Source organism: Flavobacterium sp. UBA7663 (assembly GCF_002483315.1).
Taxonomy (GTDB): domain Bacteria; phylum Bacteroidota; class Bacteroidia; order Flavobacteriales; family Flavobacteriaceae; genus Flavobacterium.
Genome location: NZ_DLHR01000006.1, coordinates 247,120 through 263,395, shown reverse-complemented (window position 1 = coordinate 263,395; position 16,276 = coordinate 247,120). Strand labels below are relative to the sequence as shown.

Sequence of the window (16,276 nt, the reverse complement as noted above, 5' to 3'; positions counted from 1 at the left end):
AAAAATATAATATGATTGTTGGTCATTTGTTAAAAAAGGCTATTTTTTTTATTTTTACTATATTAATCGTAAGTTTGTCAATTAATTTAACTAGTATAAAATATGAAAATGAAAATCTACTATGCATTTGTGGTTTTGTTTTTTGGACAGCTAATTTTTTCTCAAAGTCTTTCAGAGAGAGAAGAAATCATTAAACTATATAATTCTAAAAAAGATAAAATTCCTTTCGATTCTGAAAGATATTCTAATAATGAGAAAGAACGAACTATAAGCAAGGCAAAGTCTTTGGGTGTTCCAGTTTTGTTACATAATACAGATGGAACTACAAGCGAATTAGTTAGGTTTGATGGAGATATACCATTATATTATAGAGCATACAATCAAGGTTCAGCAATTACAACAAGAGCAAATTTGCTTTACACGGGTGGTGGAATGGGGCTTAGTTTATCTGGTAACGGAATGATTGCAGGTGTTTGGGATCAAAATCATCCTAGATTAACTCATAATGATTTTAAAAATTCTATGGGAATTAGTAGAATTTTAGCTGTTGATGGTCCTACAGCGCCAAGTAATCACTCTACACACGTAACAGGTACTGTTTTGTCTTCAGGTTTAAGTTCGTCAAGTTTGTCTGGAAGAGGAATTGCTTATAATGCTGAGGGTTGGATTTTTGATTGGAATAACGATGTTGAAGAGATGAATGATTATGCAGGTTTTGGATTAATTATATCTAATCATTCATATGGTTTAAACGCAACAGCTTTACCTCTTTGGTATTTTGGTGCATACGTTTCTGATTCAAATGCTGTGGATAATGTGTGTTTTAATAACTTTAAGTATTTACCAGTTTATGCAGCTGGAAATGATAGGGATAGTTTTGTAACTTTAAATCCTACAAAAAATGGTAATGATTTATTAAGTGGTGATAAAACTTCTAAAAACGGACTAGTTGTTGGTGCTGTTGCTGAGGTTTTAAATTACTTAAATCCTTCAAGTGTTTCAATTTCTAATTTTTCTAGTTACGGGCCTACTGATGATTTCAGGATTAAACCAGATTTAGTTGCTAAAGGAATTAATGTAAACTCTACTACCTTTACAAGTGATACTTCTTATGGTTTTTTATCAGGAACTTCTATGGCAGCTCCGTCTGTAACAGCTTCGTTGTTATTAGTGCAACAGTTTTTTGGTGCACCTTATTTAAATTCATCAACGCTAAAAGGTTTGGCAATACATACTGCTGACGAGGCTGGTCCAGAAGATGGTCCAGATCATATGTTTGGATGGGGGTTACTTAATACGGCTAAAATGATAGAGGTGTTGCAGGAAAGAACTACAGAATCTATTGTTGAAGAAAGAGTTTTAAATAATAGTCAGTCTTACGTATTTAATGTATTAGCACTCGGTACAGAGCCATTAAAAGTTTCTGTTTCATGGACGGATAGACCGGGGGGTGTTATTGCTAATGGAACTTTAGATAGTAATAGTTCAAGATTAATTAATGATTTGGATGTGAAAGTTACTAAATTAGGAGTAGATTACTTACCTTGGAAGTTAAATAAGGATTGGAATAATTTAATTGCGGTCAAAGGAGATAATAATGTTGATCCTATTGAAAGAGTAGATGTAGATAATCCGTCTGGTATTTATCAAGTTACAGTTAGTCATAAAAACACATTAGTTGGAGGTAGTCAAAATTATTCATTAATAGTTACAGGAATCGATGCTGATGCCAATTTAAGTTTTGATGATAATAACGAGGTTAATGATTTTGTTTGGGTTTCAAAAAAATCTGACAAATTGTTGGGCTACTCCTTACTGGGTAAAACAGGTCCATTTGTTTTTAATGTTTTTGATGTTAATGGGAGACAGGTTTATGGTGTTCAAGTTTTTGAGAACGAAGGTTTAATTGATTTAAAGACTGTAGAACAAGGGCTTTACATAGTTCAGATTCTTACAGCTGATAACCAAACAATATCAAAGAAAATTGTTTTTTAATTTTTTCAAAATAAAAAAAGCCTCTAAAGATTTGATTTTTAGAGGCTTTTTTTATTTTTTTAAATGTTAAAATTTTCAAAATTTTTTTTTTAATCTAATGTAAATTAATTGTTTTTAATTTTGGTTTTTCAAAAAAAATATATAATATTTGCATTATAACTAACTTAAATAATAATGATGAAATCAAGTTTTAAATGGATTTTTACACTATTGATGGTGTTGTCAGTCCACATTTCTTTTGCTCAAGAAAGGATAGTGACTGGGGTGGTTTCAGATGAACTGGGACCAGTTGCGGGTGCAACAGTGGTTGTTAAAGGTACGTCTCAAGGTACAACCACGGATTTTGATGGAAATTTTTCCATCAAAGCAAAAAAAGGAGATGTTTTGCAAGTTTCTTATGTTGGGTCTAAACAGGAGATCACAGTTGGTGATCAGAGTGTTTACAACGTAAAATTAAAAGCTATGGAATTGGCTGATGTTGTGGTTTCTGCTGGTTATGACAGAACTAAAACTAAAGTTGATAACAATATGGCTGTAACGGTTGTAAGTTCTGAAAAGCTTGAAAATAGACCAAACTCTTCGGTTTTGGCTTCTTTACAAGGTACTTCTCCTGGTTTAACTTTGATTTCTTCTTCGGGTTCTCCAGGTTCGGCAAAGTTTGATGGTTTTATTAGGGGAGCTTCTTCTATTAATGGTAGTACGGATCCTTTGATTGTAATTGATGGAATTCCTTCTACTTCTAACCAGTTTAGAAATTTAAATCAAAATGATATTGAGTCGGTAACTGTATTAAGAGATGCGGCGGGTACTTCTATTTATGGTAACAAAGGGGCTAATGGTGTTATTCAAATTACAACTAAGAGTGCTAAGTATAACTCTGGTGTGAAATTCACGTATGATGCTGTTACTGGTTTTAACGTTTTGCCAAAAAATAAATACAACATGTCTAATGCTAGAGAGTTGTTAACTATTGAAAAAAGAAAAGCTACAAATGGTGGTTTGGGGGTTACGTTAACTGATGCTCAAATTGCTGCTTATGCTATTGATACTGATTGGAGAGATGAGTTTTTTAATGTTGATGTTACGCAACAACATAATTTAGGTGTTACTTTTGGTGGAGAGAACGTTACTTCTTATACTTCACTAAGTTACTTTACTCAAGGAGGTTTAGTGCCTACTACTGATTTCAAAAGATTCTCTTTAAGAAATAACCTTATGGCTAAATCAAAGAATGATAAATTCACTTTTGATAGTCAAATTGCTCTAGCTCATTCTAAGAGAAATCAGTTGAACCAAGAAACTAACAACGGTGTAAATAACAACACAATTCAAAATCCACTTCATGGTAGTGTAATGGGTATTCCTTATTTACCATCTAGTCCTTATAATACAGGTGCTGAATTATTGGCTGGAATTGGTCAAGATTTTAGTGGAGCTAATGATACTTATGTGTTGCAAGATATTTTAAGACCAAATAGTCTGCCAAGTTTCTTTACAGAAAATTCAGCTATTGTAAACTTATCTGTTGGTTATAAGTTAACTCCAAGTTTAACTTTAAGAAATAGATCTGGTTTAGATGTTAAAGATAGTGATGGTGTTTTTGCAAGAGCTCCGTGGTCTTATTTAGCTTTAGTTGTTGCTCAATCAAGAGGTGAGCAGTTTGGAGGTTTTGAAGATAGATCTAATGTTAAAGATTTAACTTTTACTAACATTGCAAGTTTAAATTTTAATAAAACTTATAAAGATGTTCATAAATTAAGCTTAGGTGCGTTTTTTGAATATACTAAAGCTCACTATATTTCCAAAACATCAAGACAAAATGGTTTGAATCCTCTTAATTATGTTCCTGGTGCAGGTACTGGTTATGTAGCTTTTAATCCTGCTACTCCAAACTCTTACATTTCTACTGTTGGAGGTACTAAGTTGGATGGTGGTACACTTGCGTATTTTGGTACGTTGGATTATGATTATAATTCAAAATATGGAGTTACAGGTCTTGTAAGAAGAGATGCTTCTTATCGTTTTGTTGATGATAATAAATGGGGTACTTTTTGGTCTGTATCTGGTAGATGGAATATTGACAAAGAAAGTTTTATGGAAGGTTCTGTTTTTGACATGTTAAAATTAAGAGTTTCTCATGGAACAAATGGAAATCAAAACATTCAAGCTGCTAATTATGGTTTCCCTTCTTTGTTAACTGCTACTAACTTAGTTAGAGATTTAAATGCTACAGGTAATGGATATGAAAATATCCCTGGTATTTTTACTGGTCAGTTAGCAAATACTACTTTAGGATGGGAAAAAATTACTCAATCAAATATTGGTCTTGACTTTATTGTATTTAACAATAAATTAGAAGGTAATGTTGATGTGTACAAAAAAGTAACTTCTGATTTATTCAATTCGGTTAGTACTTCAGCTGTAACAGGTAATTATGCTCTTTCAGCTAACAATGGTGAATTGGTAAATAAAGGTATTGAGGTAAGTTTAAAATATAATATCATCAATAATGATGATTTGAGATTTTCTGTTTTTGCTAATGGATCTTACAATAAAAATGAGATTACTAAATTGTTAGAAAATGATCAAAGCGGTGTTTCTCAGTTATTACAAGTTGGAAACATTGTTCGTGAATGGAATTTAATTCCTTATGCTGGTGTAAATCCTGCAAATGGTAATTTATTATTTATTGATGCGGATGGTAATTTAACTGAAACTCCAGATCCAGCAAATGATAGAAGAGCTACTGGAAAAAGTAATTTACCAGTTTATCAAGGTGGTTTCGGATTTAATGCTGATTATAAAGGTTTCTTCTTAAATACTTTATTTTCTTATCAATATGATGTATGGAGAATTGATAACCAATTAACTTGGGCTTATAATCCTGACTTTATTGGAGATGATAACGTTTCAGCTGATTTGTTAAACGCTTGGACTCCGACAAATCAAACTGCTACTATCCCTTCTTTATCAGCAGCTAATACTGCTTTGTCAGGGGATTCAGATAGATTTTTATATGATTCATCTTTCTTACGTCTTAAAAGTGTTAATTTTGGATATAATTTTCCAAAAGAATTCTTGAAGAACACTTTAATTAGTGATTTACGTTTTTACGTTCAAGGAGAGAATTTATTAACATGGACAAAATGGAGAGGTTTTGATCCAGAGGCTACTACTGCTTTATCTGTAACTAACTTCCCAAATCCTAAGACTATTTCTTTTGGAGCTAGTGTAAGTTTTTAATTAATTAAAAAATTATTAAATTATGAAAAAAATAAAAAAAATGTTGTTTTTCAGCTTGATAGTTATCTTTACTGCTTCGTGTGATGATGCAATTGAGATAGTTCAAGATGGAGAAATTAACAACGAGACATCATTTAAGACTGTTGCTAATTTAAGGTCTTACTTAAATGGTGATATCTATGGTAGAGTAGATATTGGAAATGAAATTGCTTTTACTTCAATCTTTACTGATGAAGTTGGTGTTGGTCCATCTAATGGTGGTCAAGCTTTAGAGTTGCATAGATATTTTTTCAATGCAAATGATGGTTATGCTGAGGCAATTTGGTTAAATAATTATACTATTATTAATAGAGTTAATAGGCTTATTGAAGTTTCAAATTTAGTTGTTACTACTAATCCTACTGATGAAGCTGAAAAGCAATCTATCTTAGCTGAAGCAAGAACGTTAAGAGCGTTGTCTTATTTAAAGTTGATGACTTATTATTCTGAGGATATGTCTGATGATTCAGCTTTAGGTGTTTTACTTTTAGATTTTGTTCCAACTATTGACACTAAATTACCAAGAGTTGCAAATTCTCAAATTTATAATTTAATGGAAGGTGATTTATTATTTGCTGAAAATAATCTTCTACCATCTTCTGTAAACTATAAATATGTTACTGCTAATTTGGTAAATGCTATTAGAGCTAGAATGTATTTATATAGAAAAGATTATGTTTTGGCTAAACAATATGCTCAAGCTGTAATCACTGGTTCTGGTTTATCATTATCTAATACTGCACAGTATACACAAATGTGGAGAGATTTAGCTCAAGGTGAAGTTATTTTTGCTGCTTCTAGACCATCAGCTGGTGCTTGGAGTAATGTAGCTTCAAATTTCTTCTTTAATACTACTACTGCTACAGGTGGTGCATTCTTAGACATGGGTAGAAATTTATTTAATGAATTAGGATCTGTCTCAGGTGATATTAGAAGAACTGTATTTGTTGATGGTACTTCAACAATTGATGCAACTTACCTTACTAATCCAAATTATATCAACTCTGATGTTTTAGTTATCGATAAATATCCTGGAAAAGCGAGTCAGCCTTTAAGAAATGATCTTAAATTGTTTAGATTGTCAGAGATGTATTTTATATTAGCTGAGTGTGAAGTTGGAGGCGCAACTCCTAATTTAGTTCAAGCAGCTACATACATTCAGGCTGTTAGAACTGCAAGAAATACTGTTGCTCAGCCTTTACCTGTTTATGGTACTCCTCAAGCAGCTTGGGCTGATATCCTTTTGGAGAGAAGAAAAGAATTGTGTTTTGAAGGTCACAGATATATTGATATTAAGAGATTAGGTGCTCTAGCTAATGCTAGTATTGATAGAAATATTACTGATGATATCATTAACTCAACTCCTTTGACGTTACCTGTAACTGATTACAGATTTACGTTCCCTATACCTCAAAGTGAAATTGCTGGAAATCTTCAACTTCAACAACAACAAAATACAGGTTATTAATTTTTATTAAGGAATGCAATTTATTGCATTCCTTAATTAACTTAAATTATTAAAATATGAAAAGAAATAATATTTTTAAAATTGCTCTTTTAGCTTTGTCTTTTTTTGCATTAAGTTGTGATAATTCAGATGATAATTTAAAGAGTTATTCAGGTGATATAGAAGCTTATTTGTTTAATTTACCTGCTTCTAATTTACCTGTTGGTAATACAGGTGATTCGTTTGTAGATGTTGAGGTTGGTGTTACAACTAAGTCTGCTGTAGATAGAGCTATTACTTTATCTGTAGACCCTGCTTCTACAGCTACTGTTGATCAATATACTATTGATGCTACTACACTTGTAATCCCTGCTAATGAGTATGTTGGTAAAGTAAGAATTTATGGTAATTATGCTAATTTAGTTGATAATGTTACAGCTACTTTAGTTTTAAATTTAGATGCTGAAGATATTATACCAGGAAAAGAATCTCATACAGTTAGCTTGTTTAGATTTTGTCCTACTGATTTAGCAGGTTCTTATTCAGTTACTACTACTTACAGCTACCATGACTTTTTACCATCGTATGCTTCTAATACTTTAACTGTTAATGTTTCTGAAACAGGAACTAATACTTATAAAGTTGATGATTTTTCAGGTGGTTTATATTCTACAGGGCCTTACGCTACAAATTATGGTACAGGTTCTGCTGGACAAGCTGGAAATAGAGATTTAGTTTTCGCAGTAAACTGTGGTAATATTTCTTGGAGTGGTCAAACTGATCCTTGGGGACAAATTCTTGCTGATGGTGCTTGTACGTATGACTCGGTTACCGGAGTTATTACAATACGATGGACTTGCACAGGTTATGGTGAGACAGGAGTTTCAGTTTATACACCAAACTAACTAGTTTTTTAGTAAATTTAATGCTTAAAAGACCATGCTTTTGTATGGTCTTTTTTTTATCTTTGTCCAATATCTGATTTAATGAAATTTTTAGTTTTATTTATTTTTCTTAGTTCTATTTGTTTCGGCCAGAACGATTCTATTTCTAAAAAGAAAAAAGACATTGATAAGTTTTTTTTGATTAATGATTCACTTAGAATTAATCTATACAAAATCTACACCCTACATAAAGAGACTACTTATGTAGATACTTCGCTTACCATTCAAAGTGAGTATAAATACAATTTATTGCGAAAAGATATTTTCGGATTGATGCCTTTTGCAAATGAAGGGCATACTTATAATTCTTTAGATTTTGGATTGTACACTAAAAGTGCTGCCCCTAATTTTGGCTTTAAAGCCAAACATTTTAATTATTTGGAGGTTAATGACATAAAGTATTATTCGGTGCCGACTCCTTTAACCGATTTGTATTTTAAGACGGTTATGGAACAAGGACAAGCTTTAGATGCTTTTTTAACCGTTAATACGAAGCCAAATCTTAATTTCTCAATCGCTTATCGCGGACTTCGTTCTTTAGGTAAATACGTTAATAATTTAACAAGTTCAGGTAATTTTAGATTTACTGCTAGTTACTTTACTAATGATAAACGTTATATTCTAAATGCTCATTTTGCAGGTCAAGATATATCGAATCAAGAAAATGGGGGAATTGTAAATACTGAAGAATTTGAAACTAGTGAAGATCCATTTAATGAAAGAGAAAGAATAGAAGTTTATTTTACAAATGCAACATCACTTTTAAAGGGGAATCGTTTTTTTATTGATCATTCTTTTAAGTTAAATAAAAAAAATCCTAATAGTTTAGTTTTTACACATCAATTTAATCAAGAATATAAGTTTTTCCAATTCACACAACCTACAATTAGCGAAAGATTTGGTGATACTTATACTAACACCGTTAATACTAAAACACGATATAATCATTTATACAATAAATTTGGAGTAGCTTATAAAACTAAATCTTATGGTGATTTGGAATTTTTTATAGACGATAACAATTACAACTATTACTATAATAGCGTTGTTTATGATGCTCTTGGTGATATAACGGTACCAAATGCAGTTTCAGATAGAATTAATATGGTGGGAGGTAACTATTCCTATCTAATTAACGATGTTAATGTAAGATTACATGCTTCACAATCAATTTCAGATCAATCGATTTCAAATATAGAAGCTACTGCAAACTATAAAGTGAATGATGATTACAATTTTCAATTCAAATACCAAAAATTAAATAGTTTGCCTAATTTGAATTACACATTATACCAAAGTGGTTATGTGGATTACAATTGGTTTAATAATTTTAAAAACGAAAAGCTGAACCAGTTTGAATTTTCAGCTCAAACTAAATGGTTAAGCGTTTCTGCAACATACAAAGTTATTAATGATCACTTGTTTTTTGATAATCAAACAAACGATATAACAGAGTTAATGGTAAAGCCAGTACAATACGACAAGACCATTAATTACCTTTCGGTAAAAGCAAATAAAGAAATCAAGTTTTGGAAATTAGCTTTAGATAACACCATTTTGTATCAATCCGTTGATCAATCAGACGATGTTGTTAACGTGCCTCAAATTGTAACCCGAAATACTTTATATTTTTCAGATTACGTTTTTAAAAAGGCAATGTTTTTACAAACTGGAGTTACCTTTCAATATTTTTCTGAATATTACGCTAACGATTATAATCCTTTGCTTGGCGAATTTTATATACAAAATGAAACTAAAATAGGTGGCTTTCCTATGTTTGATTTCTTTGTAAATGCAAGAGTAAAACAAACCCGAATTTTCTTAAAAGCCGAACATTTCAACTCTGCTTGGACGGGTTATGATTTTTATTCTGCACCAAATTATCCTTATCGTGATTTTATTGTTCGCTTTGGTTTAGTTTGGAATTTCTTTAAGTAGAAACGAATCACTTGGGCTTTCTTGGTTTCCATGTTCCTGCTGTACACTATAGTTTTTTGTTTTTTAACAAACAAAAAAGCTACCGTTACCATCAGGGTTAGTTAGCCAATCATTTTCATTTTTGTATTCGTAATATTCACACTATCTTTGCAAAAATTAATATCAGACATTCATAAGTAATGAAATACGCAAAAAATATATTAGAAACAATTGGTAATACACCTTTAGTACAATTAAACAAAGTAACTGCTGAAGTTGATGCGTTAGTATTGGCTAAAGTAGAAACTTTCAATCCAGGAAATTCTGTAAAAGACAGAATGGCTGTGAAAATGATTGAAGATGCAGAAGCAGACGGTCGTTTAAAACCAGGAGGAACTATCATTGAAGGAACTTCAGGAAATACCGGAATGGGTTTAGCTTTAGCAGCAATCGTAAAAGGGTACAAATGTATTTTTGTTATTTCTGATAAACAATCTAAAGAAAAGTCAGACATTCTTCGTGCTGTAGGCGCAAAAGTAATCGTTTGTCCAACGGATGTTGAACCAACTGACCCTCGTTCTTATTATTCAGTGTCTAAAAAATTAGGAGAAGAAATTCCAAATTCTTGGTACGTAAATCAATATGACAATCCTAGTAATGCTATTGCACATTACGAACAAACAGGTCCAGAAATTTGGGTACAAACCGAAGGAAAAATCACACATTTTGTAGTGGGTGTTGGAACTGGTGGAACCATTTCGGGTGTTGCTAAATATTTGAAAGAAAAAAATCCAAACATTAAAATTTGGGGAATTGATACCTATGGTTCGGTTTTTAAAAAATACCATGAAACTGGAATTTTTGATGAGAACGAAATCTATTCGTATATCACAGAAGGAATAGGTGAAGACATTTTACCTAAGAACGTTGACTTTTCATTAATTGATGGTTTTACAAAAGTTACTGATAAAGATGCGGCCGTTTATACAAGAAAAATCGCTTTAGAAGAAGGGATTTTTGTTGGAAACTCTGCTGGAGCCGCTGTAAAGGGTTTATTGCAGTTAAAAGAACACTTTGGTCCAGAAGATGTAGTTGTGGTCTTATTTCATGATTCTGGAAGCCGTTATGTTGGGAAAATGTTTAACGATGATTGGATGCGAGAAAGAGGTTTCATAGAAGAAGAAATTACAAAAGCAGAAGATTTAATTAAAGAACATATCGACAAACCATTAGTTATTGTTCGTACTGAAGAATTGGTTTCTCATGCTATCGAAAGAATGAGAAAATATAAAATCTCTCAAATTCCAGTAGTTGATGTAAATGGATTTGTAGGTTCTGTTGATGAATCGGATTTATTCCAAAGTTTTATTTCAGATAAAAACACAGCAGAAAGACCAATTCGTGAAGTAATGGGAAAACCATTTCCAATTGTAAAAATTGGAACACCTGTAGAAGATGTTTCTAAACTAATTACTAAAGATAACCAAGCGGTTTTAGTCGATTTAGGAAATGGAAAACATCACATTATTACTAAATATGATATTATTGGTTCAATAAAATAATATAAAAAAAGGACGTTCAATTGAACGTCCTTTTTTTATTCTCCTTGTAAAACGCCTGAAACATTCCAAGCACTAAAACTTCCTCCTTCGTTTGGTCCTTGTGGGATTTTTACTTGTATCGTATGTGTTCCCGCTTTCAAATCACCTAATTCTATATAAATTGGATTCGTTGCTGTTCCTGGACACCAATTTGAACGACTCAAATCTGAAGAAGATAAGCCGTCATTAAAATTTCCTGATGCTGGATTAAACAATCGGTAACCGCCACAATCTTGTCGCCATGGAATAAACGAAAACACTTCTTTTCCGTTTAAAATAATGGTATTTCTCTTTGGAACAAATTCGTCGCCGTTTTCCCAACCACCATGACCAGTTGTGATGTAACGTAATTTTGCATTTTTGATTTCTTTATCTAAGGTGAAAGTAACTTCCAATCCTTTTTCATGATTGAACATCGTAGCATATTCTTGTCCTGCCATTTCCATCACATTTGTCGTATTAAATAACGGAATAGAAATATTGGTTTTGTCTAATGAACTTTCGCTCGGATTAATGGTTATATTCATTGAAATTTTATGTCCACCTTTGTCATAATTACCAATAAAAGTTCCAACATAAATCGTTTTTCCTGATAAATTCGGTTTTAAATCGGTAATATCCATTCGGTACGGAACAATTTCGTGCCAGGTTTTATCTTTCAATTGAATGTAATTGTATTGCTTAATTCCGAAAGGTGTAAAAAAGCGCATCAATTCAATTATTGGAGAAAATTCTGGAGTTGCCACAACACCCTGATATTGTTTTCCATTTCCGTTTTCATAAATAGGTAAAGTTTTAGGACCATTTTGCAAACCATCAAAAAACGATAGCCTTTTGTCTTGCGGAATTATAAAAACCGAACCCGTTCTGTCATAAGCATCGCCATTAGATTGTTCAGCTAAATCTAAAAAGACTGAATCACCTTTTTTAATTTCCGGAAAAGTAATTTTCTTTAAAATAATAGTTCCATTGGCAAATCGTAAAATACTGTCATTTGATTTAGAAGCGTCTGAAAAATTAATGATTTCATTTTCAAACACTTTAATCGTTGTAAAACGGCTTTTCCAAACCAAATCTTTATAAGTTAATCCATCTATAACTGGACTATTTGTTGTGTTGTTTTGTAAAATCATATTCGGGCTCACCGATTTCATTTTTTCGATTTTAGTAGCCGAAATCACAAAATTACCATTGCGAACCATTTCCAAAACCAAGCCAATGTTTTGTCCTAAAGTAGTTGGCGCTCCTTTCACTTGTAATTCGTTGGTGTACCAAAGTTCAATTGTGTTTGAATTGATTATCGTTTTCGCTTTTTGGCATTTGTAGCCCAAAATAGTTTTGGTATCCGATAAAAACTCAAAGTTTTGTTTCGCTAAAGAAAGACTATCAACAGTAGTTACCGATTTGTCTTTTTTAAGTTGGGTAACTTGAATAATTTTATTTTCAGAACGATTGATTAACGTTTGTTCGAAAGGAAATTCCGCTTTTCCTGAATTCATTTTTTCAGTAGTTACTAAAGTTTCTGTTGGATTTGTGAAAACAAATATTGCATCTTGATTTTCAATTAGCTTTCCGTTTGAACTTCTGGCATACGTAATTTTCAATCCTTTTGGCGGTTTTGTGCTAGTTTGAGATTGCGCAAAAGTAAAAAGACTTAATAATGTGATGGTTATAAATTTTTTCATAAAAGTTGGGTTGTTCCGCAAATATAATTTTTTTATCTTTGTTTTTCAATTATATACGCCATACAGAATGAAAGAAGATTTTTTGCACCACGTGTGGCAATTCAAGAAATTTGATATTGCCAATTTAAAAACTACAAAAGGAGAGTCGATCCAGATTCTTAATTCAGGTCAATATTTGCAACTTGCTGGACCTGATTTTTTTAATGCGCAACTTATTATCGGAAATCAAAAATGGGCTGGAAATGTAGAAATTCATCTCAAGTCATCAGATTGGTATGTGCATAATCACGAGAAAGATCCAAACTATGATTCGGTGATTTTACATATAGTTTGGGAACATGATGTGCCGATTTTCAGAAAAGATAATTCTGAAATCCCAACATTAGAACTCAAGGAAAATGTTGCGCTTTCAGATTTGCATAAATATCAATCGTTAATAAGTAAGAAATCCTGGATTTATTGTGAAAATGAAATTGGAAATGTAGATGATTTTATTTTTAAGAATTGGCAAGAACGCTTGTTTTTTGAACGTTTGGAAAGAAAATCTCAATTGATTTTTGAATTAGCGGAAACTTCCAATCAAGATTGGGAAGCGGTTTTGTTTTGTCTTTTAGCTAAGAATTTTGGATTGAATACGAATGGCGAAATGTTTTATAAAGTAGCCAAATCTATTCCTTTTTCTGTTGTTAGAAAAGAATCGTTTCAGCAAGAAAGTCTGGAAGCTTTACTTTTAGGTCAAGCGAATTTACTTACACATGATTTTCAAGATAGTTATGCTAGAGAATTACAAAAATCCTATTATTACTTAGTTCAGAAACATCAATTACATGAAAAAGTGATTGGTTCTGTAGAATTTTTCAAACATCGTCCGGATAATTTTCCTACTATTCGATTAGTGCAATTGGCTAGTTTGTATTTTCATCAAAAGAATCTATTTTCTTTGGTGATGAATTGTAGTTCTATAAATGAATTGTATCAAGTTTTTAATATTGGTGTTAGCGAATATTGGGAAACCCATTACAATTTTGATAGAGAAAGTTCGAAAAAGATGAAAAAACTTTCAAAATCATTCATCGAATTATTAGTAATAAATACCATTATTCCATTACGTTTTACTTATGCCTTAAGTCAGAAAAAAGAAATTACACAAGATTTGATTGATTTAGCCAATTCAATTCCGTCAGAGAGAAATGTTATTATTGATAAATTTAAGACTTTTGGTATTGCATCTGAAAATGTATATGAATCACAAGCTTTATTACAATTAAAAAAGGAGTATTGCGATTTAAAAAAATGTTTAGATTGTGCTGTAGGGCATTTCATACTTAAAAAATAATCGTATTTTTGAAAAAATAAATAAAAAATGGTTCAAAACCTGTTACACTTTTTTGAAAAGCACGGATTTTTCGTAGCAACTCGTTTAGCCGACCGATTGGGAATGCGAGCAACTAATGTGCGTTTGTTTTTTATTTACATATCTTTCATAACTGTAGGCTTAGGGTTTGGGTTGTATCTCACTTTAGCATTCCTTTTAAAGTTAAAAGATATGATAAAAACTAAAAGAAGTTCAGTTTTTGACTTATAAAATTTCATTAAATGTAACTTTTATTTGATTTTTAGATAGTTTTCTTATCTTTGAAAAATTAACAACCAATAAAATTATATGACTGCAAAAGTAGAATCGTGGGGTTCACGAGTTGGACTTATTTTAGCCATGGCAGGAAACGCCGTTGGATTGGGTAACTTTTTAAGGTTTCCTGTTCAGGCAGTTCAAAATGGAGGAGGAGCTTTTATTGTTCCTTATTTAGTGTGTTTTTTATTAATGGGAATTCCGTTGCTATTCGTAGAATGGAGTATGGGAAGATTCGGTGGAAAATACGGTCATCACAGTACGCCATTTATCTTAGATAGTATGGATAAAAGAAAATTTTGGAAATACATTGGTGTTTTTGGAATTTTTACCAATTTAGCCGTTGCTGCTTACTATTGTTATTTAGAATCATGGACTTTAAGCTGGGTTTGGCATAGTATTTCTAGAACTTTTGCTGGACAAACCCAAGATGAAGTAGCTGGATTTTTCAATAGTTATGTTGGATTAGAAATGCCGTTTGAAACAATTTTCTTTTGGTTACTTTGTTTGCTTTTAAATACTTGGATTTTATCTAAAGGTTTAAGTGGAGGTGTTGAGAAAGTTGCTAAAATAGGAATGCCATTATTAATTGTTTTTGGTGTTTTCTTAGCAATAATGGCTTTTAATGTTGAAGCTGGAGTTGCTGGAGCCATCAATGACGCTTCTGTTGGACTGAATTTCTTATGGACACCTGATTTTTCTACGATATGGTCTCCAAAAGTATGGTTAGCTGCAGCTGGTCAAATTTTCTTTACGCTTTCAGTAGGTATGGGTTCAATTCAGTGTTATGCTTCTTATGTTAAAAAGAATGACGATATTGCCTTGAATGCTATGAGTGCTGGATGGATGAATGAATTTGTTGAAGTGGTTTTAGGAGCTGCAATTATTATCCCAATTTCTGTAGGTTATTTAGGAGTTGATAAAGTTTTAGAAATGACCCAAACAGGAGGTTTAGGATTAGGATTTAAAACGTTACCATTCTTATTTGAGCAATGGGGAACAGTTTTAGCCATATTATGTGGAGTATGTTGGTTTGGTTTATTGTTTTTCGCAGGAGTTACCTCTTCTTTAGCAATGGGAACTCCAGTTATGGGATTCTTAAAAGATGAATTTGGTTGGAAACACAAAAATGCAGCTTGGGCATTTGGAGGTTTAGTATTCTTATTAGGATTACCAACTGTTTTATTCTTTAACTACGGAGTTTTTGATGAATACGATTACTGGGCAGGAACTTTCTCATTAGTAGTCTTTGCTTTCTTTGAAATTATACTTTTCGCATGGATTTTTGGAATGGATAAAGGTTGGAAAGAAATTACAACAGGTGCAGATATTAAAGTTCCTAGCGTATATAAATTTATTATTAAATATGTTACCCCTTTATTTTTAGGAGTTGTCTTTTTCTCAAGTTTACCTGGAGTATGGGATAAAATCATCAACAAGGATATTTATCAAAAAATTGCAACTACAACAGATCCTAAAGAATTAGAGTTATTAAACGAAACTATTTTATTTGTAAATGCTTCAAGATTGCTATTACTTTTAGTATTCTTAGGTATTTCATATTTAGTATTTGTTGCATATAAAAAACGTAAAAAAGAAGGGAGAATATAATCATGAAAACAGAAGCTTTAATTACAATGCTTACAGCAGTTGGAACAGTAACAGCTGTTACGGGATATTTTTTCTACTTGGTTTTAAGTACACCTCCTAAACAAGAGCCTGACTCTTATGAGGAAAACGATGATGAATTAGTTAGAAAAAACGATTAATATTTG

At 31.8% G+C, this 16,276-nt stretch carries 11 protein-coding genes; 10 read left to right on the top strand and 1 reads right to left on the bottom strand.

Annotated features, from left to right (window positions below; genetic code table 11):
• The first annotated feature begins 108 nt into the window (after nucleotides 1–108).
• From B2741_RS01770 to B2741_RS01745, 6 genes are all read left to right on the top strand, one after another.
• Nucleotides 109–1,995 carry a S8 family peptidase gene (locus tag B2741_RS01770; RefSeq protein WP_291134859.1) on the top strand — a complete coding sequence of 629 codons (1,887 nt, stop codon included), beginning with the start codon at nucleotides 109–111 and terminating at the stop codon, nucleotides 1,993–1,995.
• Nucleotides 1,996–2,172: 177 nt separating this feature from the next.
• Nucleotides 2,173–5,238: a SusC/RagA family TonB-linked outer membrane protein gene (locus B2741_RS01765; RefSeq protein ID WP_291134857.1), complete on the top strand. Its 3,066-nt coding sequence runs from the start codon at nucleotides 2,173–2,175 to the stop codon at nucleotides 5,236–5,238.
• Nucleotides 5,239–5,260: 22 nt separating this feature from the next.
• Nucleotides 5,261–6,745 carry a RagB/SusD family nutrient uptake outer membrane protein gene (locus tag B2741_RS01760; RefSeq protein WP_291134855.1) on the top strand — a complete coding sequence of 495 codons (1,485 nt, stop codon included), beginning with the start codon at nucleotides 5,261–5,263 and terminating at the stop codon, nucleotides 6,743–6,745.
• Nucleotides 6,746–6,801: 56 nt separating this feature from the next.
• Nucleotides 6,802–7,629 carry a hypothetical protein gene (locus B2741_RS01755; RefSeq protein ID WP_291134853.1) on the top strand — a complete coding sequence of 276 codons (828 nt, stop codon included), beginning with the start codon at nucleotides 6,802–6,804 and terminating at the stop codon, nucleotides 7,627–7,629.
• A gap of 81 nt (nucleotides 7,630–7,710) precedes the next feature.
• On the top strand, nucleotides 7,711–9,606 hold the full coding sequence (locus tag B2741_RS01750) for a putative porin (RefSeq protein WP_291134851.1): 1,896 nt from the start codon (nucleotides 7,711–7,713) through the stop codon (nucleotides 9,604–9,606).
• A gap of 179 nt (nucleotides 9,607–9,785) precedes the next feature.
• A complete protein-coding gene (locus tag B2741_RS01745) occupies nucleotides 9,786–11,147 on the top strand; it encodes a pyridoxal-phosphate dependent enzyme (RefSeq protein ID WP_291134849.1) in 1,362 nt (453 codons plus the stop codon).
• A 35-nt stretch (nucleotides 11,148–11,182) separates the two neighbouring features.
• On the opposite strand, the gene B2741_RS01740 is transcribed toward B2741_RS01745, so the two are convergent.
• The gene (locus tag B2741_RS01740; protein WP_291134847.1) at nucleotides 11,183–12,871 is read right to left on the bottom strand and encodes a GLPGLI family protein; all 1,689 of its coding nucleotides are present in this window, start codon (nucleotides 12,869–12,871) and stop codon (nucleotides 11,183–11,185) included.
• Between the two features lie 67 nt (nucleotides 12,872–12,938).
• On the opposite strand from B2741_RS01740, the gene B2741_RS01735 reads away from it, so the two are divergent.
• The 4 genes from B2741_RS01735 (at nucleotide 12,939) to B2741_RS01720 (ending at nucleotide 16,270) form a co-directional block, all read left to right on the top strand.
• A complete protein-coding gene (locus B2741_RS01735) occupies nucleotides 12,939–14,207 on the top strand; it encodes a DUF2851 family protein (protein WP_291134845.1) in 1,269 nt (422 codons plus the stop codon).
• A gap of 27 nt (nucleotides 14,208–14,234) precedes the next feature.
• Complete coding sequence (locus B2741_RS01730) at nucleotides 14,235–14,456, top strand: PspC domain-containing protein (protein ID WP_111567651.1); 222 nt, start codon at nucleotides 14,235–14,237, stop codon at nucleotides 14,454–14,456.
• A gap of 78 nt (nucleotides 14,457–14,534) precedes the next feature.
• Nucleotides 14,535–16,112, top strand: a complete 1,578-nt coding sequence (locus tag B2741_RS01725) for a sodium-dependent transporter (protein ID WP_291134842.1) — start codon at nucleotides 14,535–14,537, stop codon at nucleotides 16,110–16,112.
• 2 nt (nucleotides 16,113–16,114) lie between these two features.
• Nucleotides 16,115–16,270, top strand: coding sequence for a hypothetical protein (locus tag B2741_RS01720; RefSeq protein WP_291134840.1), 156 nt, complete (start codon nucleotides 16,115–16,117; stop codon nucleotides 16,268–16,270).
• Nucleotides 16,271–16,276 lie beyond the last annotated feature (6 nt).

Excerpts from the sequence above, each read along its gene's own strand:
- B2741_RS01770 (WP_291134859.1), top strand. The coding sequence starts at position 109 with ATGAAAATCTACTATGCATTTGTGGTTTTGTTTTTTGGACAGCTAATT.
- B2741_RS01765 (WP_291134857.1), top strand. The coding sequence starts at position 2,173 with ATGAAATCAAGTTTTAAATGGATTTTTACACTATTGATGGTGTTGTCA.
- B2741_RS01760 (WP_291134855.1), top strand. The coding sequence starts at position 5,261 with ATGAAAAAAATAAAAAAAATGTTGTTTTTCAGCTTGATAGTTATCTTT.
- B2741_RS01755 (WP_291134853.1), top strand. The coding sequence starts at position 6,802 with ATGAAAAGAAATAATATTTTTAAAATTGCTCTTTTAGCTTTGTCTTTT.
- B2741_RS01750 (WP_291134851.1), top strand. The coding sequence starts at position 7,711 with ATGAAATTTTTAGTTTTATTTATTTTTCTTAGTTCTATTTGTTTCGGC.
- B2741_RS01745 (WP_291134849.1), top strand. The coding sequence starts at position 9,786 with ATGAAATACGCAAAAAATATATTAGAAACAATTGGTAATACACCTTTA.
- B2741_RS01740 (WP_291134847.1), bottom strand. The coding sequence starts at position 12,871 with ATGAAAAAATTTATAACCATCACATTATTAAGTCTTTTTACTTTTGCG.
- B2741_RS01735 (WP_291134845.1), top strand. The coding sequence starts at position 12,939 with ATGAAAGAAGATTTTTTGCACCACGTGTGGCAATTCAAGAAATTTGAT.
- B2741_RS01730 (WP_111567651.1), top strand. The coding sequence starts at position 14,235 with ATGGTTCAAAACCTGTTACACTTTTTTGAAAAGCACGGATTTTTCGTA.
- B2741_RS01725 (WP_291134842.1), top strand. The coding sequence starts at position 14,535 with ATGACTGCAAAAGTAGAATCGTGGGGTTCACGAGTTGGACTTATTTTA.
- B2741_RS01720 (WP_291134840.1), top strand. The coding sequence starts at position 16,115 with ATGAAAACAGAAGCTTTAATTACAATGCTTACAGCAGTTGGAACAGTA.